General features: G+C 67.6%; 31 protein-coding genes. 15 read left to right on the top strand and 16 right to left on the bottom strand.

Translation table 11 applies throughout. The features are described 5' to 3' along the window. Position 1 precedes the first annotated feature (1 nt). Together FHY50_RS10440 and FHY50_RS10435 are read right to left on the bottom strand one after the other, a co-directional pair. Positions 2 to 583, bottom strand: coding sequence for a class I SAM-dependent methyltransferase (locus FHY50_RS10440; protein WP_140048366.1), 582 nt, complete (start codon positions 581 to 583; stop codon positions 2 to 4). Continuing rightward, a complete protein-coding gene (locus FHY50_RS10435) occupies positions 580 to 1917 on the bottom strand; it encodes an APC family permease (RefSeq protein WP_140048365.1) in 1338 nt (445 codons plus the stop codon). Before FHY50_RS10435 ends, FHY50_RS10440 begins: the two co-directional genes overlap by 4 nt. 134 nt (positions 1918 to 2051) lie before the next feature. Between FHY50_RS10435 and FHY50_RS10430 the strand changes: the two genes are divergently transcribed. Next, positions 2052 to 2381 (top strand): hypothetical protein, encoded by a 330-nt coding sequence (locus FHY50_RS10430; protein ID WP_140048364.1) that lies wholly within the window; start codon positions 2052 to 2054, stop codon positions 2379 to 2381. Positions 2382 to 2435: 54 nt separating this feature from the next. On the opposite strand, the gene FHY50_RS10425 is transcribed toward FHY50_RS10430, so the two are convergent. From FHY50_RS10425 to FHY50_RS10390, 8 genes are all read right to left on the bottom strand, one after another. Beyond that, positions 2436 to 3407 carry a cell wall hydrolase gene (locus FHY50_RS10425; RefSeq protein WP_140048363.1) on the bottom strand — a complete coding sequence of 324 codons (972 nt, stop codon included), beginning with the start codon at positions 3405 to 3407 and terminating at the stop codon, positions 2436 to 2438. Positions 3408 to 3553: 146 nt separating this feature from the next. After that, positions 3554 to 3754, bottom strand: a complete 201-nt coding sequence (locus FHY50_RS10420) for a hypothetical protein (protein ID WP_140048362.1) — start codon at positions 3752 to 3754, stop codon at positions 3554 to 3556. 46 nt (positions 3755 to 3800) lie between these two features. Then, the gene (gene tgt, locus FHY50_RS10415; RefSeq protein WP_140048361.1) at positions 3801 to 4922 is read right to left on the bottom strand and encodes a tRNA guanosine(34) transglycosylase Tgt; all 1122 of its coding nucleotides are present in this window, start codon (positions 4920 to 4922) and stop codon (positions 3801 to 3803) included. A 336-nt stretch (positions 4923 to 5258) separates the two neighbouring features. Then, positions 5259 to 6302 carry a tRNA preQ1(34) S-adenosylmethionine ribosyltransferase-isomerase QueA gene (gene queA / locus FHY50_RS10410; protein ID WP_140231151.1) on the bottom strand — a complete coding sequence of 348 codons (1044 nt, stop codon included), beginning with the start codon at positions 6300 to 6302 and terminating at the stop codon, positions 5259 to 5261. Between the two features lie 79 nt (positions 6303 to 6381). Then, a complete protein-coding gene (locus FHY50_RS10405) occupies positions 6382 to 7098 on the bottom strand; it encodes a peptidylprolyl isomerase (protein WP_140048360.1) in 717 nt (238 codons plus the stop codon). A gap of 70 nt (positions 7099 to 7168) precedes the next feature. Then, positions 7169 to 7687, bottom strand: coding sequence for a pantetheine-phosphate adenylyltransferase (gene coaD / locus FHY50_RS10400; protein ID WP_140048359.1), 519 nt, complete (start codon positions 7685 to 7687; stop codon positions 7169 to 7171). Continuing rightward, the gene (locus tag FHY50_RS10395; protein ID WP_140048358.1) at positions 7684 to 8583 is read right to left on the bottom strand and encodes a polyprenyl synthetase family protein; all 900 of its coding nucleotides are present in this window, start codon (positions 8581 to 8583) and stop codon (positions 7684 to 7686) included. Before FHY50_RS10395 ends, coaD begins: the two co-directional genes overlap by 4 nt. A 7-nt stretch (positions 8584 to 8590) precedes the next feature. Further along, positions 8591 to 8836, bottom strand: coding sequence for an exodeoxyribonuclease VII small subunit (locus FHY50_RS10390; RefSeq protein ID WP_140048357.1), 246 nt, complete (start codon positions 8834 to 8836; stop codon positions 8591 to 8593). A gap of 94 nt (positions 8837 to 8930) precedes the next feature. Here FHY50_RS10390 and FHY50_RS10385 point away from each other — a divergent pair, with 94 nt between their 5' ends. The 9 genes from FHY50_RS10385 (at position 8931) to FHY50_RS10345 (ending at position 15527) form a co-directional block, all read left to right on the top strand. Next, a complete protein-coding gene (locus FHY50_RS10385; protein WP_140048356.1) occupies positions 8931 to 10295 on the top strand; it encodes an NAD-dependent succinate-semialdehyde dehydrogenase in 1365 nt (454 codons plus the stop codon). A gap of 73 nt (positions 10296 to 10368) precedes the next feature. Then, positions 10369 to 11040 carry an energy transducer TonB gene (locus tag FHY50_RS14480; RefSeq protein WP_279588115.1) on the top strand — a complete coding sequence of 224 codons (672 nt, stop codon included), beginning with the start codon at positions 10369 to 10371 and terminating at the stop codon, positions 11038 to 11040. A gap of 27 nt (positions 11041 to 11067) precedes the next feature. Beyond that, the gene (locus tag FHY50_RS10375; RefSeq protein WP_140048355.1) at positions 11068 to 11451 is read left to right on the top strand and encodes a hypothetical protein; all 384 of its coding nucleotides are present in this window, start codon (positions 11068 to 11070) and stop codon (positions 11449 to 11451) included. 14 nt (positions 11452 to 11465) lie between these two features. Then, positions 11466 to 12428, top strand: a complete 963-nt coding sequence (ribD, locus tag FHY50_RS10370; protein ID WP_140231149.1) for a bifunctional diaminohydroxyphosphoribosylaminopyrimidine deaminase/5-amino-6-(5-phosphoribosylamino)uracil reductase RibD — start codon at positions 11466 to 11468, stop codon at positions 12426 to 12428. Positions 12429 to 12437: 9 nt separating this feature from the next. After that, on the top strand, positions 12438 to 13046 hold the full coding sequence (locus tag FHY50_RS10365) for a riboflavin synthase (RefSeq protein ID WP_140048354.1): 609 nt from the start codon (positions 12438 to 12440) through the stop codon (positions 13044 to 13046). Then, on the top strand, positions 13033 to 14169 hold the full coding sequence (gene ribB / locus FHY50_RS10360) for a 3,4-dihydroxy-2-butanone-4-phosphate synthase (RefSeq protein ID WP_140048353.1): 1137 nt from the start codon (positions 13033 to 13035) through the stop codon (positions 14167 to 14169). The genes FHY50_RS10365 and ribB overlap by 14 nt, the downstream gene beginning before the upstream one ends. After that, positions 14169 to 14588: a 6,7-dimethyl-8-ribityllumazine synthase gene (gene ribH, locus FHY50_RS10355; protein ID WP_140048352.1), complete on the top strand. Its 420-nt coding sequence runs from the start codon at positions 14169 to 14171 to the stop codon at positions 14586 to 14588. Before ribB ends, ribH begins: the two co-directional genes overlap by 1 nt. Further along, positions 14585 to 15124 carry a GNAT family N-acetyltransferase gene (locus FHY50_RS10350; protein ID WP_140048351.1) on the top strand — a complete coding sequence of 180 codons (540 nt, stop codon included), beginning with the start codon at positions 14585 to 14587 and terminating at the stop codon, positions 15122 to 15124. Before ribH ends, FHY50_RS10350 begins: the two co-directional genes overlap by 4 nt. Before the next feature lie 49 nt (positions 15125 to 15173). Then, a complete protein-coding gene (locus FHY50_RS10345; RefSeq protein ID WP_140048350.1) occupies positions 15174 to 15527 on the top strand; it encodes a YbaN family protein in 354 nt (117 codons plus the stop codon). A 42-nt stretch (positions 15528 to 15569) separates the two neighbouring features. Here FHY50_RS10345 and FHY50_RS10340 read toward each other — a convergent pair whose 3' ends face one another. Next, positions 15570 to 16667 carry an alkene reductase gene (locus FHY50_RS10340; RefSeq protein WP_140048349.1) on the bottom strand — a complete coding sequence of 366 codons (1098 nt, stop codon included), beginning with the start codon at positions 16665 to 16667 and terminating at the stop codon, positions 15570 to 15572. Positions 16668 to 16723: 56 nt separating this feature from the next. Between FHY50_RS10340 and FHY50_RS10335 the strand changes: the two genes are divergently transcribed. From FHY50_RS10335 to ssb, 5 genes are all read left to right on the top strand, one after another. After that, complete coding sequence (locus FHY50_RS10335) at positions 16724 to 17680, top strand: DMT family transporter (protein ID WP_140048348.1); 957 nt, start codon at positions 16724 to 16726, stop codon at positions 17678 to 17680. Next, positions 17565 to 18344 (top strand): COQ9 family protein, encoded by a 780-nt coding sequence (locus FHY50_RS10330; protein WP_420030885.1) that lies wholly within the window; start codon positions 17565 to 17567, stop codon positions 18342 to 18344. The genes FHY50_RS10335 and FHY50_RS10330 overlap by 116 nt, the downstream gene beginning before the upstream one ends. Positions 18345 to 18422: 78 nt before the next feature. Continuing rightward, positions 18423 to 18668, top strand: a complete 246-nt coding sequence (locus tag FHY50_RS10325) for a FeoA family protein (RefSeq protein ID WP_244935339.1) — start codon at positions 18423 to 18425, stop codon at positions 18666 to 18668. An 18-nt stretch (positions 18669 to 18686) separates the two neighbouring features. Beyond that, on the top strand, positions 18687 to 20552 hold the full coding sequence (feoB, locus tag FHY50_RS10320; RefSeq protein ID WP_140048345.1) for a ferrous iron transporter B: 1866 nt from the start codon (positions 18687 to 18689) through the stop codon (positions 20550 to 20552). Between the two features lie 12 nt (positions 20553 to 20564). Next, positions 20565 to 21092, top strand: a complete 528-nt coding sequence (ssb, locus tag FHY50_RS10315; RefSeq protein ID WP_140048344.1) for a single-stranded DNA-binding protein — start codon at positions 20565 to 20567, stop codon at positions 21090 to 21092. Between the two features lies 1 nt (position 21093). On the opposite strand, the gene dinB is transcribed toward ssb, so the two are convergent. The 5 genes from dinB to rpsD form a co-directional block, all read right to left on the bottom strand. Continuing rightward, positions 21094 to 22170: a DNA polymerase IV gene (gene dinB, locus FHY50_RS10310; protein ID WP_140231148.1), complete on the bottom strand. Its 1077-nt coding sequence runs from the start codon at positions 22168 to 22170 to the stop codon at positions 21094 to 21096. Positions 22171 to 22210: 40 nt separating this feature from the next. Continuing rightward, on the bottom strand, positions 22211 to 23059 hold the full coding sequence (aguB, locus tag FHY50_RS10305; RefSeq protein ID WP_140048343.1) for an N-carbamoylputrescine amidase: 849 nt from the start codon (positions 23057 to 23059) through the stop codon (positions 22211 to 22213). Positions 23060 to 23063: 4 nt separating this feature from the next. Further along, a complete protein-coding gene (locus tag FHY50_RS10300; RefSeq protein WP_140048342.1) occupies positions 23064 to 24035 on the bottom strand; it encodes an agmatine deiminase family protein in 972 nt (323 codons plus the stop codon). Between the two features lie 43 nt (positions 24036 to 24078). Next, a complete protein-coding gene (locus tag FHY50_RS10295) occupies positions 24079 to 25740 on the bottom strand; it encodes a M28 family metallopeptidase (protein WP_140048341.1) in 1662 nt (553 codons plus the stop codon). A 122-nt stretch (positions 25741 to 25862) separates the two neighbouring features. Next, positions 25863 to 26477 carry a 30S ribosomal protein S4 gene (gene rpsD, locus FHY50_RS10290; protein ID WP_140048340.1) on the bottom strand — a complete coding sequence of 205 codons (615 nt, stop codon included), beginning with the start codon at positions 26475 to 26477 and terminating at the stop codon, positions 25863 to 25865. Positions 26478 to 26515 lie beyond the last annotated feature (38 nt).

Genomic DNA, 26515 nt, shown 5'->3' with positions numbered 1-26515 from the left:
CCTAGGGAGCGGGTTTGGCGGTAGCTTTTGCAGGCACCGTCCAGAAATAGATGCGCCGCCCGTCGATCTCGAGTTCCTGCTCCGGTTTCCAATCGCCCATGGTGAAGGCGTGGCTGACGATGCGGGTGCCGGGCTTGAGCTCGGCGAGCAGCCTCGGCCTGAGCTTCTCGTTGAGGCTGGGCAGCAAATAGAGCGTGACGACGGTGGCGTCGGAGAAATCGGTGGCGAACAGATCGGCCTGCTTGAACGTCACTTCGTCGGTGACGCCGGCGGCCTGCGCATTGGCATTGGCTTCGGCGATACGCTCGGGATCGATGTCGATGCCGGTCGCGCGGACCTTGGCGCGCCTGGCCGCGGCGATTGGGATACGCCCGTCGCCCGATCCGAGGTCGTAGAGGATGTCGCCGTCCTTGAGCCCGGCGACGTCGAGCATCGCCTCGACCACTTGCGGCGGTGTCGGCACGTAGATGACGTCGGGCTGCGTCTTCTGGGCGGACTGCGCCGTCGGGGCATCGTACAGCGTCGCTGCAACGATGCCGCCACTTCCCAGCAGCAGCGCGGATGCAAGCAGTGCGATCTTCATGCCAGGGGCTCCTCTGCGTCGGGCACCGGGGTGATGAACGCCAAAGCGACGCCGCCGATCCCCAGCACCGCCACCCCGACCAGCGCGCCGATGCCGGTATAGGCAAGGCTGGACCATAGCAGATATGCCGTGGTCGCGCAGAAGATCATCGGCGTGACGGGATAGAACGGCACCTTGAACGGGCGGGACAGGTCCGGCTCGCGCAGTCGCAACACGAACAGCGATAGTCCGACCAGCAGCAGGAACAGCCAGAAGACCGGCGCGGTGTAATCGACCGCAAGCTGGAACCCGTCGCGCGCGAACGCGCCCGCGCCGACCAGCAGCAGCGCGATCAGGCCCTGCGCGATCAGCGCGTTGCCCGGCGTGTCGCGCGCCATGTTCCAGCGCCCGAGCCAGGCCAGGATCGTGAAGCGGCGACCAAGCGCGCAGGTGGTGCGCGCGCCGGTGATCGCGGTGGCGTTGGCCGAGGTCAGCGCGGCGATCGCGATGATCAGGCTGATCGCCGCTGCGCCGATGTCGCCTCCCGCGCGGCGCATGACCTCGCTTGCCACCGCATCGGTCGCCGCCATCCCGCCCAGTCCCAGCGCATTGAGGAAGGCCAGGTTGGCGAGCACGTAGAGCGCGGTGACGATCAGCAGCCCGCCGACCATGATCGGCGCCATCCGGCGCGGCGCGTCGTCGAGTTCGGCAGAGACATAGACGGCCTCGTTCCAGCCGCCATAGGTGAGCAGCACGAACACGAGCATCAGCCCGATCGCGCTGCCGTCGGCGACCGGTGCAGGGGCGGCCTGCGCCGGGCTGAGCGTCAGTCCGGCGACGATCACCGCGACCAGCCCGGCGACCTCGGCGATGGTCAGCCAGAATTGCGCCGCCGCGCCCTGCCGCACGCCGATCCAGTTGAGCAGCGTGACCAGCGCTACCGCCGCGGCGGCATATGCCGTCGAGCCATAGGGCCCAAGCGGCGCAATGGCCGCGAGATAGTCGCCGACCACATAAGCCAGCAGCGCGAGCGATCCGGTCTGGATCACCGCCAGCCGCGCCCAGGCGTAGAGAAACGCCAGCCGCTGGCCGTAGGCGCGGCCGAGAAAGTGGTAATCGCCGCCGACATTGGGAAACGCTGCGGCAAGCTCGGCATAGCATAGGGCGCCGACGATCGAGAGCAGGCCGCCCGCGATCCAGATCGCGATCATCTCGCCCGCGCTGCCGGCCGCGCCCGCGACCAGCGACGGCGTGCGAAAGATGCCGGCACCGATGACGATGCCGACGGTCAGCGCGAGGACGTCGCGGGGGCGGAGCGTCTTGCACGGGGCGTCAGGGATCGGGGCAAAGTGCATCACCCGACCATCGCCGCGCCGGCGACAAGTTGCGACACAAAAGTGCGCTGCCTGCGAAATCTCAGCGACACGGTGCGTCCAGATAGAAGTGGACGGCGATGCAACGCCGCCACGAATGTCGAAGGAGACCGACCATGAAGACGTTTTCAATGATGATCGCCGGCCTTGCCATCGCCACGGCCGCATTCCCTGCCGCCGCCAATGCGCAGAACTGGCAGAACATCAACCAGCGCCAAGCCAAGCTGGACCAGCGCATCGATCAGGGCATCCGTTCGGGCGCGCTGAACCGCGCCGAGGCATCGCGGCTGCGCACCCAGTTTCGCGATCTCAGCATGCTCGAGAATCGCTATCGCCGGACGGGCGGCGGGCTGAGCCTGGCCGAACGCCGCGATCTCGACCGCCGCTTCGATACGCTGTCGCAGCGCGTGCGGACGCAGAAGCACGACCGCCAGGGTCGCCGCTGACGCCAGCGGGAACCTCAGAAGCGGGCCTCGCCGCAAGGCGGGGCCCGTTTCGTATTAGAGCAGCGGCTTGCCGCTGTCCTTCCACTTGTCGAGTATCTGCGATGCCGGCGGCAACGTGTCGGTCGGCGCAGCAGGCTGCGCAGCGCCGCTGTCGGCGTAGCCCGGCTGGGCCGGGGACAGATCGATCACCGGTGCAGCAGTCTGCGGGGTAGGCGCGGTGACCGCGGCGATGACCGCATCCGGCGCGGCAACAGCACGCAGCGGCCCCGGCACCGGCTCGCCCCCGGCATAGCGATCGCGAAAGGCGGCGGCGGTGCCCCACCATCCCTTCCAGCGATGAAAGAAATGCGCGCCTTCGACTGCGGTCATCACCAGGCTGCGGTTCCACGACGGCGTGACCGCGTAGGTATGGTAATGCGTCGCCAGCCCGACCGGCGCGAACACGCTGCCGTACAGCGCATCGACCGCGACGCGGCGCGCGCGCGCCCAGGCGGCGGGCTGCGGACGCCGCGCCATCGCACCATCGCAGGCATAGCTGAACTGGCAGTAGCGTTTGTCCGATCCCTGATAGATCACGCCGCATACCGTGGCCGGGAATGCCGGATGGCGCACGCGGTTGAGAATCACCTGTGCGACCGCGCGCTGACCGTTGTCGGGCTCCGATGCCGCTTCGTAATAGATGGCGGTGGTCAGGCACTCGATCGCGCGCATGGCATCGGTCGCCGAACCGCGCAGCCGGAATGGCCGTGCCGGGGTGATCGAAGCGTCGCCTGCCAGTGCCTGAACCGCAATGCCGGTCGGCAATTCTGGCAATTGCGTCGTCCCGGTAACCCCGGGGGCGGGGGCGGCCGACTCGGCGATGGCGAGGATGGCGGCGGCGCCGGGGAAATGCTCGTCCGCCTCGATCCCGAGCGTCACAGGCGCGGGATCGGGTTTGGCGAGCTGGTCCGACGAGGCGCGTCCGGCATGCGCGGAAAAGCCGATTCCGATCAGCCCGACAAGCGCGGCGATCCCCGCGACTCGCATCCGTTTGCCGGGAATTCGTGAGCCCAAAGCGCGCATGGTGCCGCGCATAGCCCAAATCGGCGGCGACATCGCGGGCCGATTTGACGGTGTTCCGCCGTGGGACGGTCGGGGCGGCCGGTAACGTCCGGGCCGGCGACCGCGTCAGTTCATTTGCGGTCGCGCGTGCTCTTTACCCACAGCAGCGCCGCCGCCAGCGCCGCTGAGCCGACGCCGATGCCGATCGCCTGCAGCGGCCAGTGCGACTGATCCCCGGGCTCGCGCAGCTTGGCGACGGCGTCGCTACGCTTCTTCGCCGCCTTGGCCGCGGCCATGATCTCGTTTTCTCTTGCTTCCGGTTCGTCAGCCACGGCACGTCTCCAAAGGTTCGCGCTTGTCGCGGCGCGATACGGGAACTCATTGATAGCGCGCGCGGAACCCGCTTGCGAAGTCCTTCAATCGCGCCTCGGCGATCGCCGCGCGCAAATCGGCCATCAGCGCCTGATAAAAGGCGAGATTGTGCTCGGTCATCAGCATCGCGCCGAGGATCTCTCCAGATCGGACCAGATGATGGCAATAGGCGCGCGTCCAGGTCGCACAGACCGGACAGCCGCACTCGGGATCGAGCGGACCTTGGTCCTCGGCGAAGCGGGCGTTGCGGATGTTGATCGGGCCGTCGCGCGTGAACGCCTGGCCGGTGCGTCCGCTGCGTGTCGGCATCACGCAATCGAACATGTCGATGCCGCGTTCGACCGCGCCGACGATGTCGTCGGGCTTGCCGACGCCCATCAGGTAGCGCGGCCTGGCCGGGTCGAGCTGGGCGGGCGCGAAGTCCAGCACATCGAACATCGCCGCCTGCCCCTCTCCGACCGCGAGCCCGCCGACCGCATAGCCGTCGAAACCGATGTCGAGCAGCGCATCGGCCGACGCCTGGCGCAATTCCCGGTCGAGCGCACCCTGCTGGATGCCGAACACGGCGGAACGTGCGGCGTGGTCGCCGCCGGCGTCGAAGGCGGCGCGCGACCGCTTCGCCCAGCGCATCGACCGCTCCATCGCCGCCGCCTGCACGTCGCGCGTCGCGGTGGTAGGCACCAGTTCGTCGAACGCCATGACGATGTCCGAACCGAGCAGCCGCTGGATCTCGATCGAGCGTTCTGGGCTCAGCAGATGCCGTGATCCGTCGAGATGGCTCTTGAACGCGACTCCGTCCTCGGAGCGTTTGGTGAGGTCGGCCAGGCTCATCACCTGATACCCGCCGCTGTCGGTCAGGATCGGCCGGTCCCAGCCCATGAACGCGTGCAGACCACCAAGCCGCGCAACCCGCTCTGCTCCAGGCCGCAGCATCAGGTGATAGGTGTTGCCGAGCAGGATATCGGCGCCGCCCGCGCGGACGTCGGCGGGCTTCATCGCCTTGACCGTGGCGGCGGTGCCGACCGGCATGAACGCGGGCGTGCGCAGCGTGCCGCGCTGCATCGCGATCGTTCCGGTGCGGGCTGCGCCGTCGGTGGCGGCGATTGTGAAAGCGAAACGCGAGGTCATCCCGCGCTCCATGGCGGCGGCGTACCGGTTTGTCGATGCGAAGCGGGAAAGGTCATCGGCGGTTCAGCGATGCCTGCCTAGCGACACGGCACCGCCCGCGTTCGCGATCGCAAAATGGCGAGGTGCGCGTGGTACAAATCTACTCTATGTGGAGTAGGGGTCGGAGACAGGACGATGTATATCCTGCAACGCATTCGCTGCCATTTCGGACATCATCTGCGCGACCGTCGTCGGGTGCGTCATGATGGCGAGCGGTATCACTCGCACTGCGTCGGATGCGACCGAGCAATGGTGCGCGACTTTACGGGATGGCGTCTCGACGAGGAACCGGAGCCGTCATCTTCCGCCGGGAGCTGACGGCAGCAACAGGCTGGCATCGCCGTAGGAGTAGAAACGGTAGCCATTTTCGATGGCATGGGCGTATGCCGCCTGCATCCGATCGAGCCCCATCAGCGCCGATACCAGCATGAACAGCGTCGATCGCGGCAGGTGGAAATTGGTCATCAGCCCGTCGATGCCCTTGAACCGATAGCCCGGGGTGATGAAGATTGCAGTATCGCCTTCGAACGGCGCGATGGTCCCGTCCGCCTGCGCGGCGCTCTCGATCAGCCGCAGGCTGGTGGTGCCGACCGCGACGATCCGGCCGCCGCCGCGGCGCACCGCGTTCAGCCGATCGGCGGTGGCGGCATCGATCCGGCCCCATTCGGCGTGCATCGCGTGGTCGTCGGTGTCGTCGGCCTTGACCGGAAGGAAGGTGCCCGCACCGACATGCAGCGTCAGCGTGGTATGTTCGATCCCCGCATGGCCGAGCGCCGCGAGCAGTTCTGGGGTGAAATGCAGGGCTGCCGTCGGCGCCGCGACCGCGCCGGCCTCGCGCGCGAACATCGTCTGGTAATCCTCGGCGTCGCGCGCGTCGGTGGGGCGCTTGGCAGCGATATAGGGCGGCAGCGGCATCCGGCCGGCGCGTTCGAGCAGCAGTTCGACCGGCTCGTCGCTGGCGAAGTCGAGCGCAAAGCTGCCGTCCTGTGCACGATCGCAGGCCATCGCAGTGACCGCATTGCCGAAATCGATGCGATCGCCGTCGCGCAGCCGCTTGGCGTTGCGGATGAACGCCCGCCAGCGGTGCGGCCCCTCGCGCTTGTGCAGCGTCGCGCCGATGCGGGCGTTGCCCCGCGTTCCTTCGAGCTGCGCCGGGATCACGCGGGTGTCGTTGAACACCAGGCAATCGCCGGCGCGCAGCAGCGTCGGCAGGTCGGACACAACCGTGTCGCGGGTCGTGCCGCCATCCAGCACCAGCATGCGCGCGGCGTCGCGCGGCGCGGCCGGGCGCAGCGCGATCGCTTCGGGCGGCAGTTCGAAATCGAACAGGTCGACGTTCATGGTTGCAGGCCCGTTGAAAACGTCATCGGTCTGGGACATCCGTCCCACTCCGTTCGTTCCGAACGGGGCAGGTTCAGTCCTATTCGGCTGGCGCCGGAGCGGTCGCCGCTGCGGGCTCGGTCCCTGGAAGCGTCACTGGCGCCTCCCCAGCCGGCAGCGTCGCTGGACCAGGCTGGTACGGCGGCGGATTGTCGGCGGCGATATAGGCATGAAGGATGCGCGCCGGCTGCGCGGGCGGCTCGCCGCGCGGGATCGAATCGACATATTGCATGCCGTCGAGCACGCGGCCGAACACGGTATATTGCTTGTCGAGCCGCAGCAGCGGCTGGAACATGATGAAGAACTGGCTGTTCGCGCCATTCTCCGCCTCAGCCTTCTGCTCCGGCGTGGCGTCCTGCGGCGCTCCCGGGCGTGCTGCCGACACCGCGCCGCGAACGTGCGGCAGATAGTTGAATTCCTTTTCCAGGTCGGGAAGGTCCGATCCGCCGGTGCCGTCGCCCTTGGGATCGCCCGACTGTGCCATGAACCCGTCGATGACGCGGTGGAACAGCACCCCGTCGTAGAATTTCCGGCGGGTCAGCGTCTTGATCCGCTCGACCATCTTGGGCGCGACATCGGGGCGCAGCCAGATCGTGACGCGCCCTCCGGTCGACAGGTCGAGCAGCCAAAGATTCTCCTTGTCGGTGGTCGAGGGGGGCGTCGCGCGGCCCTTGACCTTGACATCGATCACCTGCGCCTGGGCAGGCAAGGCGAGCGTCATTCCAAGCAACGCGAACAGGGCGACGATCAAACGCATGGACATCTCACAACTACGGTTTGGCGGCTCCCTAGCGCAGAATCCCGGTCAGGCCAACGTGGACGCGCGATCAACTGCCCTTGCGCCCGATCGCCGTCACGCGGGCGGTGACGTCGGCCTTGACCGCAGGCGTCACGAACTTGCGAATTTCCCCGCCGTACATCGCGATCTCCTTGACCAGCCGCGAGGCGATCGGTTGCAGGCAGACATCGGCCATCAGAAACACGGTCTCGATGCGCGGATTGATCGCCTGGTTCATGCCGGCCATCTGATACTCATATTCGAAATCGGCGACGGCACGCAGGCCGCGGACGATGATCGAGGCGTCCTCGCGTTCGGCAAAGTCCATCAGCAGCGAATCGAAGCTGACGACGCGGATCTCGCCCTCGATGCCCTCGACTTCACGGCGGACCATCGCCATCCGCTCCTCTACGCTGAACATCGGCGATTTCGACGGATTGGTGGTGACGCCGATCACCAGCCGGTCGACCAGCTTCGCGCCGCGGCGGATGATGTCCATATGGCCGAGCGTCACCGGATCGAACGTGCCGGGATAGACGCCGGTGCGGTGCTGCGGTGCCGCGGTCATCGATCGCGCTCGAGCGTGTATCGCGCGAGATCGCGCAGCAGGTCAGCCTCGTCGCCATAGTTCTGCAGATGCTCGATCGCCTGATCGACCAGAAGTCCGGCCTGTTCGCGGGCGCGATCGCGGCCGAGCAGCGACACGAAGGTCTCCTTGCCCTGCGCGGCGTCCTTGCGCAGCTTCTTGCCGACCGCCGCCTCGTCGCCCTCGACGTCGAGCAGGTCGTCGGCGATCTGGAAGGCGAGGCCAAGGTCGCGCGCATAGCCGCGCAGGCCGATCCGCCCCTCTGGCGGAACGCGCCCCAAAATCAGACCTGCCTCGACCGAACAGGCGATCAGCGCGCCGGTCTTCATCGCCTGCAGCCGCGTCACGGTGGCCAGGTCGAAGCGCGATTTTTCCGCCTCCAGGTCCATCATCTGGCCGCCGCCCATGCCGGCCGGCCCCGCGGCATGCGCAACGCAACCGACCAGTTCGGCGCGCACGAACGGATCGGCATGCGTCGCCGGATCGGCGAGCAGCTCGAATGCCAGCGCGTGCAGGCAATCGCCCGCCAGGATCGCAGTCGCCTCGTCAAAGGCCTTGTGCACGGTGGGCTTGCCGCGGCGAACATCGTCGTCGTCCATCGCCGGCAGATCGTCGTGGATCAGCGAATAGACATGGATCGCCTCGATCGCGGTCGCGGCGCGCGCGGCGCACTGGCGGTCGACACCGAACAGCCGCGACGCCGCGAACACCAGCAGGGGGCGCAACCGCTTGCCGCTGCCGATCGTGGCGTGGCGCATCGCTGCATAGAGCGGCGCACGCGAATCGCCCGGCACCGTCAGCAGCAGGTCAAACTGCCGGTCGATCTCCTCGGCGACGTCGCGCAAGGCGGCTTGCAGCGCTAGCGAAGCACCGGCCATGCGCGCGTCAGCCCGCGGCAAACGGGGCGGTGCCAACGGCGCGTCCGTCGCCGTCGGTCCGGATCGCTTCGATCCGGGCCTGTGCCGCGTCGAGCCGCGCAGCGCAGACCGCGCGCAACTGGTCGCCGCGCTCGTACAGCCGGATCGCCTCGTCGAGTGGCGCGTCACCGCTTTCGAGGCGGCCGACCACCTGTTCGAGCGCCCTCAGCGCATCTTCGAACGACATCGTCGCGGGATCGGGTTCCTCTGCCATGCGCGGTGCTATGCGGCAGGTGGGGGCCGGGTTGCAACTCCCGCGCGCAGGCAGGCGTTACCCGCATAGACGCCGACCCCAGGAGCCTGCCGACATGTTCACCAGCATCAACCCCGCCACCGGCCAGGAAACCGCGCGCCACCCCGCTGACGACGCAGCCGCCGTGGAGGCGAAGATCGCCGCCGCTGCCAAGGGGTTTCGTCGCTGGCGCACTACCGCGATCGGCGAGCGCACCGCACTGCTGAGCCGCATCGCCGACGCGTTCGAGGCCAATCGGGCGGAACTCGCGCGGACCGCGGTCGAGGAGATGGGCAAGACGAACAAGTCGGCGCTCGCCGAAGTCGCCAAGTGCGTCGCGGGATTTCGCTATTATGCCGAGCACGGGCCTGCGTTTCTGGAATCGTCCGAAGTCGCCACGCCGGGCGGCAAGGCGATCGCGCAGTGGCATCCGATCGGCCCGGTGCTGGCGATCATGCCGTGGAATTTTCCCTATTGGCAGGTGGTCCGCTTCATGGCGCCGGCGATCCTGGCGGGGAATGTCGGGCTGCTCAAGCACGCCTCGATCACGCAAGGATGTGCGGCGCTGATCGAGCGAATGGCGCGCGAGGCCGGCGCGCCCGAGGGCGTGTTCCAGAATCTCGCTATCCCCTCGAGCGCGGTCGGCGCGTTGATCGCCGATCCGCGCATAGCCGCGGTGACGCTGACCGGAAGCGAGGGGGCGGGCGTCAAGGTGGCGGAGGCGGCAGGTCGCGCGCTCAAGAAAGTGGTGCTCGAACTCGGCGGGTCGGACCCGTTCATCGTCATGCCGTCGGCGGATATCGCCAAGGCGGCGGAGACGGCAGTGACCGCGCGGCTGCAAAATGCCGGACAGTCGTGCATCTGCGCCAAGCGGTTCATCGTCCATGCCGACGTCTATGACGCGTTTGCGGACGCGTTTGCCGCCGGGATGCGCGCCGCCCATGTCGGCGATCCGATGGACGACGCGACCATTCTCGGGCCGCTGTCGAGCATCGAGCAGCGCGACACGGTGGTCGAGCAGGTCGAAAAGGCGCTTGCGGCAGGCGCGACGCCACTGCTGCGCGCCGAGCCGATCGACCGGCCGGGGGCGTGGATGACGCCGGGCATCCTGACCGACGTTCCGCCCGATTCGGACGTTGCGCGCGAAGAAATCTTCGGGCCGGTCGCGCTGCTGTTCAAGGTGTCCGATCTCGATGCGGCGATCACGCTCGCCAACGACGTGCCGTTCGGGCTGGGTGCGAGCGTGTGGACGAACGCTGCGGACGAACGCGCGCGGTTCGAACGCGACATCGAAGCCGGGATGATCGCGGTCAACCAGATGCTGGCATCGACTCCGCAGGCGCCGTTCGGTGGGGTCAAGCGTTCCGGCCATGGCCGAGAGCTCGGCCCGTGGGGGCTGCACGAATTCATGAACCTGAAGGCGGTAATGCTGACGCAATGATCGTTTGAAGCCATCCCTTGCCAATCATGCAATGTTGTATCATACCTTTACCTTCGATCAGAAGGAGAGGGACATGACCGCAGGCTATGCTTCGCGCCGTTCGAGCTTCCATCCCGCGAGCATGGGCGCCGCGCTCGCGATCAACGGCGGCGTTCTCGCCGCGTTGTTCCTCGCCGCGCCCGAAGTGTTCGTCGAGCCCGACGATCCCGATATCCAGATGATCGACATCGCGCTTCCCAAGCCTCCGCCGCCGCCGGAACCACCACCTCCGGCCGAACGCGTTACCGATCCGCAGCCCACCAATCCGGTCGTACCGACGCCGCCGCTGCCCTTGCCACCGACGCCCAACGGGATCGACACGACGACGATCATCCCGCCGTTTCCACCGCCGCCGCTGCCAGCGCCGCGCGGCGATCCGGCGCCTGCGGGGCCGATCACATCGCTGCCGAGCGAATTGCCGTTGTCGCCGGCGACGCGCGACACCCGCTACGCCCGCGATTTCCAACCCGACTATCCCGCCGCCGAACGCCGCGCCGAGCGCGAGGGCCAGGCGACGGTGCGGGTCCGCATCGGCATCGACGGCCGCGTCAAGCAGGTGGAGCGCGTCGCCGCGACGTCCGATGCCTTTTTCGAGGCGACCCGGCGGCGGGCATTGTCGTCGTGGCGGTTCAGGCCGGCGACGCGGGGCGGCGTGCCGGTCGAGAGCTGGCAGACGCTGACGGTGCGGTTCGTGCTTGAACGCTAAGCGTCGCGGCCGACAGGAAGCGCGGGGGTGGTCGCCGCGCCCCCGCTTCCCTATATCTTTGGCGTGAGCTTCTTTCGCGATATCTCGCCGCGCCGTGCGTTCCATGACCTGCGCTCGTTCCTTGGCCAGCAGCAGAAGCACAAGTTGGCGTTCCTGGCGCTTTCCGTGTTTCTTTTCTCGATGATCCTGGTCGGCTTCACGATCGATTCCAAGTTCAAGACGCCCTACAAGCGCACCATCATCTATGCCGAAAGCTGGCCGCTTGATCGCACCGATGCGGAAATCGTCGCGGCGCAGAAGATCGACGCCGCCAATCGGGCCAAGCGCGAGGCCGCGCTCGAGAAGCGCCGTGCCGAAAACCGCGCGGCGTTCAAGCGGATCGACGACAGCCTCGAATCGTGGGGCCTCTGACCGACGCACGCTGGATGGCGGCGGCGATCGCACTGGGCGAGCGCGGCCGCGGCCGGTGCGCGCCCAACCCCAATGTTGGCTGCGTGATCGTCCGCGATGGCGTTGTCGTCGGCCGCGGCTGGACGCAACCGGGCGGAAGGCCGCATGCCGAAGCGATCGCGCTGGCCGAGGCGGGCGAAGCGGCGCGCGGCGCTACCGTGTACACCAGCCTCGAGCCGTGCGCGCATGTCTCTGAGCGCGGCCCGGCCTGTGCGTCGTCGCTGGTCGCGGCGGGGGTGGCGCGCGTCGTCGCGGCGCTGCGCGATCCCGACCCGCGGACCGACGGGCGGGGCCATGCAATGCTGGAGGCGGCCGGGATCGCGGTCGTCACCGGCATCGGGGCGGATGCCGCGCAGCGTTCGCTTGCGGGGTTCCTGACGCGGCAGGCGCTGGGGCGCCCGCATGTCACGCTCAAGCTCGGCCTGTCACTCGACGGGGCGATCGCGATGGCGGACGGCAGCAGCCGCTGGATTACCGGTGCCGAAGCGCGGGCGCATGCGCATGTCGAGCGGGCAAAGAGCGACGCGATCCTGGTCGGGCGCAGGACGGCCGAGGCGGATGCGCCTGTGCTCGACGTGCGCTTGCCGGGGCTGGAAGACCGCAGCCCGCAACGCATCCTGCTCGCCTCCCGTCATCCCCGCGGAGGCGGGAATGACGAAGAATGGATCACCATCGCATCCCCATCCGCCATCGCCACCCTTGAGGGCGTCGACTGGTTGCTGGTCGAGGGCGGGATGGGCGCGGCGGCATCGTTCCTCGCCGCCGATCTCGTCGATCGCCTGCTGCTCTACCGCGCGCCGGTTTTGATCGGCGGCGGGCGCATGCTGGGCGAGATCGGTCTCGCCGACCTCGCGCAGGCGCACGGCCGCTGGAGACTGGCCGACGCGCGGCAGCTTGGCAGCGACCGGCTCGAAGCCTACGAGCGCGTCAGGCTATAGGAAGCATCCATGTTCACCGGCATCGTCACCGACATCGGCACCATCGACCGCATCGAGGATCGCGGCGACCGGCGCGTTCATGTCGCGACCGGATACGACACCGCCGCGATCGACCTTGGCGCGTCGATCGCATGTTCGGGCGTCTGTCTCACCGTCGTCGGCAAGGCGCCGGGGCAAGTGGCGTTCGACGTGTCGGCCGAAACCGTGTCGCGCACTGCCGCCGACATGTGGAGCGTGGGCCGCCGCCTCAACCTCGAACGCGCGCTGCGCGTCGGCGACGAACTGGGCGGGCATATCGTCACCGGGCATGTCGATGGCGTCGGCCGGATCGAATCGGTCGATGCCGAAGGCGGATCGCACCGCGTCGTCGTCGCCGCCGGACCCGAAATCGCTCCCTATGTCGCCGCCAAGGGATCGGTGACCGTCGACGGCGTGTCGCTGACCGTCAACGCCGTCGAGGATGTTCCTGGCGGTGTCCGTTTCGGCCTCAACATCATCCCGCATACTGCGCAGGTCACGACCTTTGCCGATCTGGCACCTGGCCAGTCGGTCAATCTCGAGATCGACGTGCTCGCCCGCTATCTGCAACGCATGGAGCAGCTTCGTGCCACAGCCTGAAATCGCCCGCCTCGCCCACGGCTTCCTGTCGTCGCCCGAAGAGATCATCGACGAGGCACGCAACGGCCGCATGTTCGTGCTGGTCGACGACGAGGATCGTGAGAATGAAGGCGACCTTGTCATCCCTGCGCAGATGGCGACGCCCGATGCGATCAACTTCATGGCGCGCTATGGCCGCGGGCTGATCTGTCTGGCGATGACCAAGGAGAGGACCCAGGCGCTTGGCCTCGATCTGATGGCGCGGCACAACGGCACCCGCCACGAAACCGCGTTCACCGTGTCGATCGAGGCACGCGATGGCGTTACCACCGGAATTTCCGCCGCCGACCGCGCGCGTACCATCGCCGTCGCGATCGATGCGTCGAAGGGCAAGGACGAGATCGTCACCCCCGGTCACGTCTTTCCGCTGGTCGCACGCGACGGCGGCGTGCTGGTCCGCGCCGGTCATACCGAAGCTGCGGTCGATGTCGCCCGGCTCGCCGGGCTCAACCCGTCGGGCGTGATCTGCGAGATCATGAAGGACGACGGCGAAATGGCGCGGATGGACGACCTCGTCGCCTTCGCGCAGTTCCACAAGCTCAAGATCGGCACGATCCGCGATCTCATCGCCTATCGCCGCCGCCATGACCATCTCGTCGAGAAACGAGCCGAGGCGCGCTTCACCAGCCAATGGGGCGGCGACTGGACGGCGATGACCTTCTGGAACAAGGCCACGGGGACCGAGCAGGTCGCGCTGGTCAAGGGGCGCATCGACCCGGCGAAACCGACGCTGGTGCGGATGCATGCGCTTACCCCGTTCGGCGACATTTTCGGTGAGCAGGGCCCGCGCGGCAAGCTGTTGCAGCGTTCGATGGAGCAGATCGGCGAGGCCGGCGCCGGCGTCGTCGTGGTGATCACGCCGACCCGCATCGATGCCTATACGATGGCGCTTCAGGCGCGCGAGGGCAGGCTGGCGGCCAAGGACATGGACGAGCTGCGCGACTATGGCGTCGGCGCGACCATCCTCACCGAACTTGGCGTGCGCGACATGGTGCTGCTCACCAACACCCATCACACCTTGGTCGGCCTAGACGGCTATGGCCTCAGCATCGTCGGCGAACGGCCGATCACGGGAGCGGACTGATGGCGAAATTCCTGATCGTCGAGGCACGGTTCTACGGCGGCCTCAACGACATGCTGCTGAGCGGCGCGCGGGCGGCGCTGAAAGCGGCAGGGCATGAGTCGGAAACGATCACGGTCCCCGGCGCGCTCGAAATCCCGGCCGCGGTCGCGCTCGCCGACCAGAGCGGGATGTATGACGGCTATGTCGCGCTTGGCGTCGTCATTCGCGGCGAGACCTATCATTTCGAGATCGTCGCGGGCGAAAGCGCGCGCGGCCTGATGGCACTGTCGATGGACGGCATCGCGATCGGCAACGGCATCCTGACCGTCGAGGACGAGGCGCAGGCGCTGGTGCGCGCCGATCCGGCGCAAAAGGACAAGGGCGGCGAAGCAGCCAAGGCGGCGATCGCGATGCTGGAGCTGCGGACGCGTCTTGCATGAACGGGCCGGTGCTGTTCACTGAGCGCCTGGTGCTTCGCCTGCCCGAGACGAGCGACCTTGATGGCTGGGCGGAGATGTCGGCCGACGAGGAGACGATGCGCTTCATCGGCGGGACCAAGCCGCGCAGCCAGGCGTGGCGCGACCTGTGCGCGATGCGCGGGGCGTGGGATATCAAGGGTTTCGCGATGTTCTCGGTGATCGAGCGCGCGACCGGGCGCTGGATCGGCCGGATCGGGCCGTGGCAGCCCGAAGGCTGGCCGGGGACCGAAGTCGGCTGGGGCCTGGCGCGCGACAGCGCCGGACGTGGATATGCCCACGAGGCGGCGGTGGCATGCATGGACTATGCCGTCGATATCCTCGGCTGGAGGCATATCATCCACACCATCGATCCGGCGAATGCGCGCTCGATCGCGCTGGCACGGCGACTGGGATCGACCAATGGCGGCCGGGTCAGCCTGCCTGCGCCCTATGAGCACGAAACCGTCGATGCCTGGGGCCAGACTGCCGAGCAGTGGCGAAACCGAACCCGCGATTGAGTCGCAAATACCCTCGCCAATCGCGTGGAGCGGTGGCAGGACCGATCGCGTGGCGCGCATTCTCTATCTGATCGGCGGCATCGTCGCGCTGATCCTCGGCTTCATCGGCGCGTTCCTGCCGGTAATGCCGACGGTGCCGTTCGTGATCCTCGCCGCCTTCTGCTTCGCGCGGTCGAACCCGAAGTTCGAGGCGTGGCTGCTCGATCATCCACATTTCGGCCCGCATATCCATGCGTGGCGCCGCAACGGCGCGATCCCGCGGCGGGGCAAGCTGATTTCGAGCGTGATGCTGGCCGGAAGCGGCGTGCTGGGGCTGATTTTCGTGCCGATGCCGTGGGGTGCGATCCCGGCGGCGATTGCGGTGATCAGCGGCACCTGGATCTGGTCGCGCCCGGACGCGTGAAGGAGCGTCCCCCCGGCGCGTCGGCCGGAGGGACGCCCGCGCTTACGCCGCGATAGTCTGCAGCGCGGGATAGTCGGTGTATCCTTCGACGCCGCGCGAATACCAGGTCTTCACATCGTCCTCGTTCAGCACCGCGCCGGTCCGCAGCCGCTCCGGCAGATCCGGATTGGCAAGGAAGGTCCGTCCGAACGCGATCGCGTCGGCATTGCCAGCGTCGAGCTCCGCCTGCGCTTCGGCGCCGCGATAATCCTGGTTGAGCACCAGCGGGCCATCAAACACCTTGCGCACAGCGGGCGACACGCGCGGCTGGGTAGTGCTGCCAAAGGTACCGTCGGGGCCGGGTTCGCGCAGTTCGAGGAAGGCGATGCCTCGCTCGCCGAGCCACTGCGCGGCAGGCACGAACACGCTTTCCGGATTGCTGTCGATCACGCCCTGCGTGTCGCCATTGGGCGAAAAGCGCACGCCGACGCGGTCGGCACCGATCTCGGCGATCAGGCGATCGACTGCCTCGCGCAGCAGCCGCGTGCGGTTGTCGACCGAGCCGCCATAGTCGTCGTCGCGCTGGTTGGCGCCATCGCGCAGGAACTGGTCGATCAGATAGCCATTGGCGGCGTGGAGCTGGACGCCGTCGAACCCGACTTCGCGGGCGTTGCGCGTCGCCTTGCTGTAATCGTCGAGCACCCGGGCGATGTCGTCGAGAGTCGCGGCACGCGCCTGGCCATAGGGCCGCTTTTCGCCGCCGCTCAGATAGGTGCGCACCGATCCCGGAGCGGTCGTGGCCGAGGACGAGAGCGGTGCGGCGCCGTCCAGAAAGTCGGGATGGACGATCCGCCCCATATGCCACAGCTGGGCGACAATACGACCGCCGGCCTGGTGGACCGCCTCGACCACCGGCTTCCAGCCTTCGACCTGTTCGGGCGTCCACAGACCCGGAGCGTATGGCCAGCCAAGCCCTTCGCGGCTGATGCCGGTCGCCTCGGAAATGATCAGGCCGGCAGACGCGCGCTGCGCGTAATAGTCGGCCATGATCGCCGTAGGCACATGCTCCTGGGTCGCGCGGCCGCGGGTTAGGGGCGCCATCAATACGCGATTCGGCGCGGAAATCGCGCCGAGCTGAATCGGGTCGAACAAGCTGGGCATGAAATTTCCTCGTGATTTCGGATCGCAGGCCGCGAGATAGGGCGCTAGAGGGCGACATGCATCACGGCGACGGCTCAACAAAAACTACGCCCGGCCAAAGCGGCACGCCCCTCGGGCCGCTGATCGCGGTGGTCGTGGCCAATATCGCGCTGGCGTTCGGGCCGTGGTTCGTGCGCATGGCCGATACCGGCCCGGTCGCCGCGGCATTCTGGCGGATCGCGCTGGCGGTGCCGGTGCTGCTGGTCGTGGCGGCGGTGATGGCGCGCGGCAAGCCGGCATTTGCCGGCGTACGCGGGCTGTGGGGCGTGCTCGTCATCGCCGGCATCGCCTTTGCCGCCGATCTGGGGAGCTGGCATTTCGGGATCGTGCGCACCACGCTCGCCAACGCCACGCTGTTCGGCAATTCGGCGACCTTCATCTACCCGATCTACGGGTTCCTGATCGCGCGCGCGTGGCCCAGCCGCAGCCAGGGCGTGGCGCTGCTGCTCGCCGCGATCGGGGCGGGGCTGTTGATGGGGCGATCGGCGGAGCTGTCGCCGCAGAATCTGGTCGGCGATCTGTTCTCGCTGCTCGCGGGCATCCTCTATGCGGTCTATTTCATCTTCATGGCGCGCGCGCGGGCGGTGATGGCGCCGCTGCCCGCGCTGGCGCTGTCGTCGCTGATGACGGTGCTGCCGCTGCTCGCGGTCGCGCTGCTGCTCGGCGAGGCGATCGTGCCGACCGACTGGACGCCGCTGATCCTGCTGGCGGTGGTCAGCCAGCTGCTGGGTCAGGGGCTGATGATCTATGCGCTCGGGCATCTCTCGCCGATCGTGGTCGGGCTGGCGCTGCTGCTGCAGCCGGTGGTGGCGGCGACGATCGGGTGGATCGCCTATGGCGAGCGGCTGGCGGCGGCCGATGCGGCGGGAGCGCTGCTCGTCGCGGTGGCGTTGGTGCTGGTGCGGCTCGGCGGGCGCACCCCGGTCCAGCTTGCGCCGGTCGGTTCGCAGACTAAATCTTCGCCCAGGAGATAACCCGATGACCGACCTGTCCGATGCCACGCTCGACGAGATCCGCGCCGCGCTGGCGCCGCTGATCGCGCGGAACGCCGCATTCGACGGGTGGAGCGTCAAGGCGGTCGATGCCGCGGCGGCGCAGGCCGGGGTCGATAGCGACGTCGCCCGCCTGGCCGTGTCGGGCGGCGCGGTGGACATGATCGACGCCTGGTTCGCCAGCATCGACCGCGCAATGCTCGCCGCGCTCCCCGCCGAGCAACTGGCCGCGATGAAAATCCGCGACAAGATCGCCGCCCTGGTCGAGGCACGGCTCGATGCGCTCGCGCCCGACCGCGAAGCGCTGCGCCGCGCGCTGGCGATCTTGGCGATGCCGCAGAATGTCGCGCGCGCGCTCAAGCTGGGCTGGCGCAGCGCCGACCTGATGTGGCGGCTCGCCGGCGATACCGCCACCGATTACAATCACTACTCCAAGCGCGCGATCCTGGGCGGCGTGTACGGGGCAACGGTCACCATATTCCTCGACGACGAGAGTGAAGGGTTCGCCGATACCCGCGCGTTCCTGGCGCGGCGCATCGAAGGGATCATGCGCTTCGAGAAGACCAAGGCCAAGCTGATCGGCCAGGCGCAGTATCGCCCGAGCCTGTCGCGCTTCATCGGACGGCTGCGCTATCCCGTGGTGTGACGATCGTGACGACAGGGCTAGTATCTTGTCGCAGTTATTGATAGTCAGTCGCAAATGGCGCTGCACGATCCCCTCTCGATGCGCAATCTCGCGCAACTTCGCCGCGACGAACGCGCGACCGTCACCGGCATCGATTGGCCCGGCCTGACCGTCGCCGAGGCGCGCCGCCTGCGCGAACTCGGGCTCGACGAGGGGGTCACAGTCGAACTGCTGCATAAGGCATCGCTGGGCGCTGGCCCGGTGGCGTGCCGGATCGGGCGGATGACGGTGGCGCTGCGCCGCCACGTCGCCGGGGCGATTCGCGTCGCACCGCTCGCCGGTTGATCCGCTGACCGCCAGCCCGTGACCCCGGCTCCCCTGGTAGCGCTGGTCGGCAATCCCAATGCCGGCAAGAGCGCGCTGTTCAACGCGCTGACCGGTGCTCGGCAAAAGGTCGGCAATTATCCCGGAGTCACGGTGGAGCGCCATTCCGGGCGGATGGCGCTGGCCGACGGGCGTCCGGTCGAGCTGGTCGACCTGCCCGGCGCGTACAGCCTCGATCCGTCGAGCCCCGACGAACAGGTGACGCGCGACGTCGTTACCGGCGCACAGGCGGGCGAGCGGCTGCCCGATGCGATCATCGTCGTCGTCGACGCCGGCAATCTCGACAATCATTTGCGCTTCGCCCTGCAGCTGATCGCACTCGGCACGCCGATCGTGATCGCGCTCAACATGATCGATCTCGCCGAACGCGACGGGCTGGTGCTCGACGCTGCCGCGCTGGAACATGCGCTGGGCGTGCCGGTGGTGCCGACCGTCGCGGTGCGCAGGCGCGGCCTCGACGATCTGTGCGCGCGGCTCGGCGAGCAACTCCGCACGCTTGGCCAGGCGACACGCCTGCGCAGCAGCGCCGGCGTGCCCGAAGACATCATCGTCCTGCAGCGCCGCGCGCGCGAACTGGCCGTGACGGCCACCGTCAGCGAGACCGCGACGCGGCGCTGGACGCATCGCATCGATCGCATCGCGCTGCACCCCATCTTCGGCATGGCGTTGCTGCTCGGCATCCTGTTCGTGATGTTCCAGGCGGTATTCGCGTGGTCGGAAGCGCCGATCGGCTGGATCGAGGGGGGCATGGGCGCGCTGGGCGAGGGGGCGGCAGCGGTCCTGCCCGACGGGTTCTTCCAGTCGCTGATCGTCGACGGCGTCATTGCCGGCGTCGGCGCGGTGGTGGTGTTCCTGCCGCAGATCCTGATCCTGTTCGCGTTCATCCTCGCGCTCGAGGCTTCGGGCTACATGGTGCGCGCGGCGTTCATGATGGACCGGGTAATGGCCGGAGTCGGGCTGTCGGGGCGCGCGTTCATCCCGCTGCTGTCGAGCTTTGCGTGCGCGATTCCGGGCATCATGGCGACGCGGACGATGGACGACGAGAAGGACCGGCTGACCACGATCCTGATCGCCCCGCTGATGACCTGCTCGGCGCGGCTGCCGGTCTATACCATCATCATCGCCGCGTTCATTCCCGACCGCAGCGTGCTGCCGGGCGTGGGGCTGCAGGGGCTGGTGCTGTTCGCGCTGTATCTGTTCGGCATCGTCGGCGCGTTCGTCGCCGCGCTGGTGCTGCGCCGCACGGTGACCAAGGGTGCGTCTTCGGGCTTCATGATGGAGATGCCGCGCTATCAATTGCCGCGGCCGCGCGATTTTCTGCTCGGGCTGTGGCAGCGCGCAGAGATTTTCCTCAAGCGCGCAGGCGGGATCATCCTCGTCACCACCATCATCCTGTGGGCGCTGCTCAGCTTCCCCAGGCCGCCCGAGGGAAGCGCCGTGTCGCCGGTCGATTATTCGGTCGCCGGGCGCATTGCCAACGGTCTGGAGGTGGTCGTCGCGCCGATCGGCTTCAACCGCGACATCGCGCTTGCGCTGATCCCGGCGATGGCGGCGCGCGAGGTGGCGGTCGCGGCGATCGGCACCGTCTATGCGATCGACGATCCCGAAGGCGAGGCCGGGCAGGCGTCGATCCGCGAGCGGCTGCAGGCGCGCTGGAGCCTGCCGACCGCGCTCGCTTTCCTGATGTGGTTCGTGTTCGCGCCGCAATGCATCTCGACGATCGCGGTGGCGCGGCGCGAGACGAATTCGTGGCGCTGGCCCGCACTGATGGTTGGCTATCTGTTCGCCTTGGCCTACATCGCCGCAGGCGCGACCTATTGGGCCGCGGTCGCGTTGGGATTGTAGGAGGAAAAGTCGATGGCGGGCAGCGTCAACAAGGTGATCCTGGTCGGCAATCTCGGCCGCGATCCCGAAAGCAAGACCTTCCAGAACGGCGGCAAGGTCGTCAACCTGCGCATCGCCACGTCCGAATCGTGGAAGGACAAGATGTCCGGCGAGCGCAAGGAAAAGACCGAATGGCATTCGGTGGCGATCTTCAACGAAGGCCTCGCCAACGTCGCCGAGCGCTATCTGCGCAAGGGCAGCAAGGTCTATATCGAGGGCGCGCTGCAAACCCGCAAATGGCAGGATGCGCAAGGCCAGGACAAATATTCGACCGAGATCGTGCTGCAGGGCTTCAACAGCGTGCTGACCATGCTCGATGGCGCGCCGGGCGCTGGCGGTGGCGGCGGCCAGGGCGGCGGTTCGCGGGGTGGCGACGACTGGGGAGCTGGCGGCGATTCGTTCGCGGGTCAGGGATCGAGCCGGGGCGGCGGTGCGGCGCGCGGTGGCCAGCGGCCGATGAACGACTTTCCCGACGATCTCGACGACGACGTGCCGTTCTGAGCTAGTCCGCGCCGAACAGCGGGAGCGTGCCGGACGGTTCGCGCTCGCTGGTCAGGTTCGACACGGTCACGCCGACCAGCCGGATGCCCTGCGGCGTCGGCAGGACGGACGCGGTCAGCGCCGCGCTGGCGTCTGCCAGTTTCGCCGCGCTGTCGATCGGCGCCAGATAGCTGCGGCTGCGCGTGATCTGGCGGAAGTCGGCATATTTGACCTTGATCGTCACCGTGCGCCCGAAGACTTGCCGGGCAGCGCACCAAGCCCACACCTCGTCGGCCATGCGCTGTACGCCTTCGAGGATGTCCGCGTCGGCGATCAGGTCGCGGTCGAAGGTCGTCTCCGATCCCGACGACTTGCGGACGCGGTCGGGATTGACCGGGCGATCGTCGATGCCGCGTGCGATCGCATGATACCATTCGGCAGCGCTGCCGAAGTGCGCGCGCAGGAAATCGAGGGACTGCGCGCGCAGGTCCGCCCCGGTGACGATCCCCAGCCGCGCCATCTTCGCCGCTGTCACCGGCCCCACGCCGTGGAAGCGCGCGACCGGGAGCGTCTCGACCCATATTGCGCCCATGTCGGGCGTCACCGCGAACTGCCCGTCCGGTTTGCGATGATCCGACGCCAGCTTAGCAAGGAACTTGTTGTATGAAATCCCCGCCGACGCCGTCAGCCCGAGCGTATCGCGGATGCGCGCGCGGATTTCCTTGGCGGTTGCCCACGCCGTCGGCAGCGCGCGCAGATTGGTCGTGACATCGAGATACGCCTCGTCGAGCGACAGCGGCTGGATCAGGTCGGTATATTCCGCAAAGATCGCGTGGATCTGGCGCGATACCGCGCGATAGACGTCGAAGCGCGGCGGCACGAAGATCAGGTCGGGACAGCGCCTGAGCGCGGTGACCGACGGCAATGCCGACTTCACGCCGAACGCGCGCGCTTCATAGCTGGCCGCCGCGACCACCCCGCGCGCCGCCGCCGACCCGACCGCGACCGGGCGGCCGCGCAAGGCCGGATCGTCGCGCTGCTCGACCGACGCGAAGAAGGCGTCCATGTCGACATGCAGGATCTTGCGGACCGCGGGCATCCGCACGGGTCTAGCGCCGATCGAACGAAAACGGAACGCTTCAGACGTCCTCGACCAGCCGCCGGTACAATTCCGGCCGCCGATCGCGGAAGAAGCCCATGCCCGCGCGGTTCTTCCTGACGCGCGCCAAGTCGAGGGTCGCCGTCAGCACGCCGGTCTCCTCCGCCCCGAATTCGGCGAGCATCTCGCCGAACTCGTCGCAGATGAAGCTGTGGCCGTAAAATGTCTGGCCATGCTCGGTGCCGATGCGGTTCGATGCGACGATCGGGATCACGTTCGACACCGCATGACCGATCATCGCGCGCCGCCACATGTGCCGCGTGTCGAGCGTCGCATCGTGCGGTTCGGCGCCGATCGCGGTTGGATAGAACAGGATTTCGGCGCCCATCAACGTCATCGCACGCGCCACCTCTGGATACCATTGGTCCCAGCACACGCCGACGCCGAGCTTTGCCTGCGGGCCGTCCCAAACCTTGAAACCGGTATTGCCGGGGCGGAAATAGAATTTCTCCTCATAGCCCGGTCCGTCGGGAATGTGGCTCTTGCGATAGACCCCTTGCACCGCCCCGTCGGGGCCGATCATCGCCAGCGAGTTATAGTGGTGCGGCCCGTCCGCCTCGAAGAAGCTGGTCGGGATGTAAAGATCGAGCTCGTCGGCCAGTCGCTGCATCGCCAGTACCACGGGATGCTCGGTGACGGCGCGCGCCGTCGCGAACCATTCCTCCTCCTCGGTGCGGCAGAAATACTCGCCCTCGAACAGTTCGGGCGGAAGTACGACCTGCGCGCCCTTGCCCCTGGCCTCGCGCACCAGGTCGCTGACCGCGGCGATGTTGGCATCGATATCGGCGGTGAAGGCAAGCTGCATCGCGGCAACGGTGACTTGGTTCATGGAGTTAGATCCGCGGAATCTGCTGGCTGATGCAATGAAAGCTGCCGCCGCCGGTCAGAATGTCGTCGGCGCGCAAGCCCACCGCCTTGCGATCCGGGAACAGCGCCTGCACCGCTGCCACCGCCGCATCGTCGTTGGGCATGCCATAGGTCGGCACGGCGACGACACGGTTGCCGATATAGAAATTCATGTAGCTCGCCGGCACCACTTCCTCGTCGACCAGCACGCGGCCGGGCGAGGGGATGCGCACGACCTCGATCCCGAACGCCTCGGCGCGGCGGACCGCGTCGAGATAGATTAGCCAGTTGGGGTCGTTGTCCTCAGGGCTCGGGATCGCCAGCCGATTGACCCCGACGAAGCGCGCCAGATTGTCGACATGCCCGTCGGTATGGTCGTTGACCAGACCGTTGCCGAGCCACAGGATGCGGTCGAACCCCAGATCGGCATGCAGCTTTTCCGAAGCCGCGCCCTGCGACATGCCGGGATTGCGATTGTGATTGAGCACGCATTGCTCGGTGGTCACCGCCAGCCCGGTACCGTCGCCGTCGATCGACCCGCCCTCGAGGAACCAGTCCGACGAGGTGAAGGCGATGCCCTGCCGCCGCGCCAGCCGCGCGCCGATATCGTCGTCGCCCGGAAAATCGTATTTCCCGCCCCAGCCGTTGAAGGCGAAGTCGCGCGCGCTGCCGTCGCCGGTGACGATCACCGCGGTATCGCGCAGCCAGACGTCGCCGAACGGCTCGACGATCACCTTGACATGGCCGTCGACGAGCAGCGCCGCCGCCGCCGCCGCTTCGTCATCGGCTGCCACCAGCAGCACCTTTTCCCCGCGCCCGCCATCGGCGACGGCGTTGGCGAACGCCGCCGTCTCGGCACGCGCCCCGTCGAGCGGCGGACCCCAGACATCGGCGTGGCTGGGAAAGCCGATCCACACGGCGGCATGCGGCGCCCATTCGGCGGGAGGCGGAAGCGTCATAAGGCGCGATGTAGCGCAGTGCCGGGCACGCGAAAAGCGGGCGTTATCGCCCGGCGCGGCTCTGGTCGCGGATCGCGCGGAACTCGTCGCCCTCCACCCAGTTCGGCCAGGCATCGGTCTCGGCGAGGGCGCGTCCAACCCGGTAATAGAGCATCAGGTCGCGCTCGACGCCGGTCCAGTCCCAGTTCGGATCATATTCGTCTTTGGGGCCGTGATAGGCGCCTTCCTCATATGCCTTGGCCGCGGCCGCTCCCGCAGTCTTGCCGCCGCGGACGAGATCGTCGCCGCCTTCGAAGTACAGCATTGGCACGCCATGCTTGGCGAAGCTGAAATGGTCGGACCGGTAATAAAAGCCCTTTTCCGGAGTCGGCTCGGCAGTCGCGACGCGGCCCTGCTCCGCCAGCGCGCGGTCGAGATAGCCGTCGACCTGCGACTTGCCCTTGCCGACGACGATCACGTTTCTGGCCGGCCCCGCCATCGACAGCGCGTCCATGTTGACGCCCGCAACCGTCCGTCCGTGCGGATAGACGGGATTGTCGCCATAATAGGCCGATCCCAGCAGCCCCGACTCCTCCGCGGTGACCGCGAGGAACACCTGGCTGCGCGGCGTCGCCCCGGCATCGGCGTTGGCCTTGGCGAGCGCGACCAGCGCTGCGGTTCCGGTCGCGTTGTCGATCGCACCGTTGCAGATATCGTCGCCGTCGGGTGCGGCCCCGCAGCGGCCGAGATGATCCCAATGCGCGGTGTAGAGCACGACCTCGTCGGGGCGCTGCGTGCCGGGCAGGATGCCGATCACGTTCTTCGACGCGTGCTTGCGGATGGCGTTGTCGAAGGCGACCGACGCCTGCACGCCGGCCAGCGGCACCGGCTTGAACCCCTTGACCTTGGCCGCTGCCGCCAGCTTGTCGAAATCCTGCCCGGCGCTCGCGAATAGCCGCTTGGCCTGGTCGAGCTGGATCCAGCCATTGGCCTTGGTCGCGTCCATATGCCCATCGGCGGCGTCGGCGACCTGCTGCGGTCCGCTCCAGCTCGATTCGACGACATTCCAGCCATAGCCCGCCGGCTCGGTCTGGTGGACGATCAGCGCGGCGGCGGCGCCGTGGCGCGCGGCTTCCTCGAACTTGTACGTCCAGCGGCCGTAATAGGTCATCGCCCGGCCGTTGAAGATGCCGGTCGTCCCCTGTGTCTCCCAGTCGGGATCGTTGACCAGGATGACGACGCTCTTCCCCTTCACATCGACGCCGGCATAATCGTCCCAGCCGCGTTCGGGCGCGGTGATGCCGTAACCGACGAACACGACGGGGCTGTTCGTCACGTCGATGCGCGGCGTCACCCGGTTGGTGGTGACGACCATGTCGCTGCCGGGTTTGAGCGAGAGCGCTTCGCTCCCGCCGCTAAAGGTCAGCGGGGTGATGCCGCTCGCGGTGATCTCGACCAGCGGCACGTCCTGGAACCAGCTTCCGTCATTGCCAGGCTGAAGTCCGGCCGCGGCGAAATTCTTGGTAAGCCAGGCGAGCGTCTTCTCTTCGCCCGGCGTCCCCGGCGCGCGCCCTTCGAAGGCGTCGGATGAGAGTTCCCGCACGCCGTCCTTGAACTGTTCGATCGGGATCGCGGTTGCGGCGCCGGTCGACGGGTCGGGGGCGGTGGACATGGCGCATCCGCCAAGGACCAGCACCAACAGTCCGATCGATCTTAAGTCACGCATACCCGCCTCCCGCCAGTTCGCGCAGCCACCCTATCGCCTGCGACTTCGATGTCGAACCCCGGATACGAAAAAGGGGGCAGCTTCCTGCGAAGCCGCCCCCTTTGACTTGGTTCGAGGTCGTGTCAGCGCGAATAGAACTCGACGACCAGGTTCGGTTCCATCTTCACCGGATACGGCACTTCGTCGAGCGTCGGGACGCGGGTGAAGGTGATCTTGGCGTTTCCGTCCGGCGCGACGTAATCGGGGATGTCGCGCTCGGCCAGGCTCTGCGCTTCCATGATCAGCGCCATCTGCTGCGCCTTGCTGCCCAACGTGATCTCGTCGCCCGGCTTCACCTTGCGCGACGCGATGTTGCACTTGACGCCGTTGACGCGGATGTGGCCGTGGCTGACGATCTGGCGCGCGGCGAACACGGTCGGCGCGAACTTGGCGCGATAGACGACCATGTCGAGCCGCTGCTCGAGCAGGCCGATTAGGTTCTGCGAGGTATCACCCTTCATCGACGCGGCTTCGGTATAGGCGCGCTTGAACTGCTTTTCGGTGACGTCGCCGTAATAGCCCTTGAGCTTCTGCTTGGCGCGCAGCTGGATGCCGAAGTCCGACACCTTGCCCTTGCGGCGCTGGCCGTGCTGGCCGGGGCCGTATTCGCGCTTGTTGACGGGCGACTTGGGCCGACCCCAGATATTCTCGCCCATGCGGCGGTCGAGCTTGTACTTGGCGCTGGAGCGCTTCGACATGATAGTTCCTTTGCAATTGCCAATAACGTTGACCAAAC

This window comes from Sphingomonas japonica, assembly GCF_006346325.1.
GTDB classification, from domain to species: Bacteria; Pseudomonadota; Alphaproteobacteria; order Sphingomonadales; family Sphingomonadaceae; genus Sphingomonas; species Sphingomonas japonica.
The sequence above is the reverse complement of the archived record's forward strand: the minus strand, read 5'-3'. Positions and strand labels throughout refer to the sequence as shown.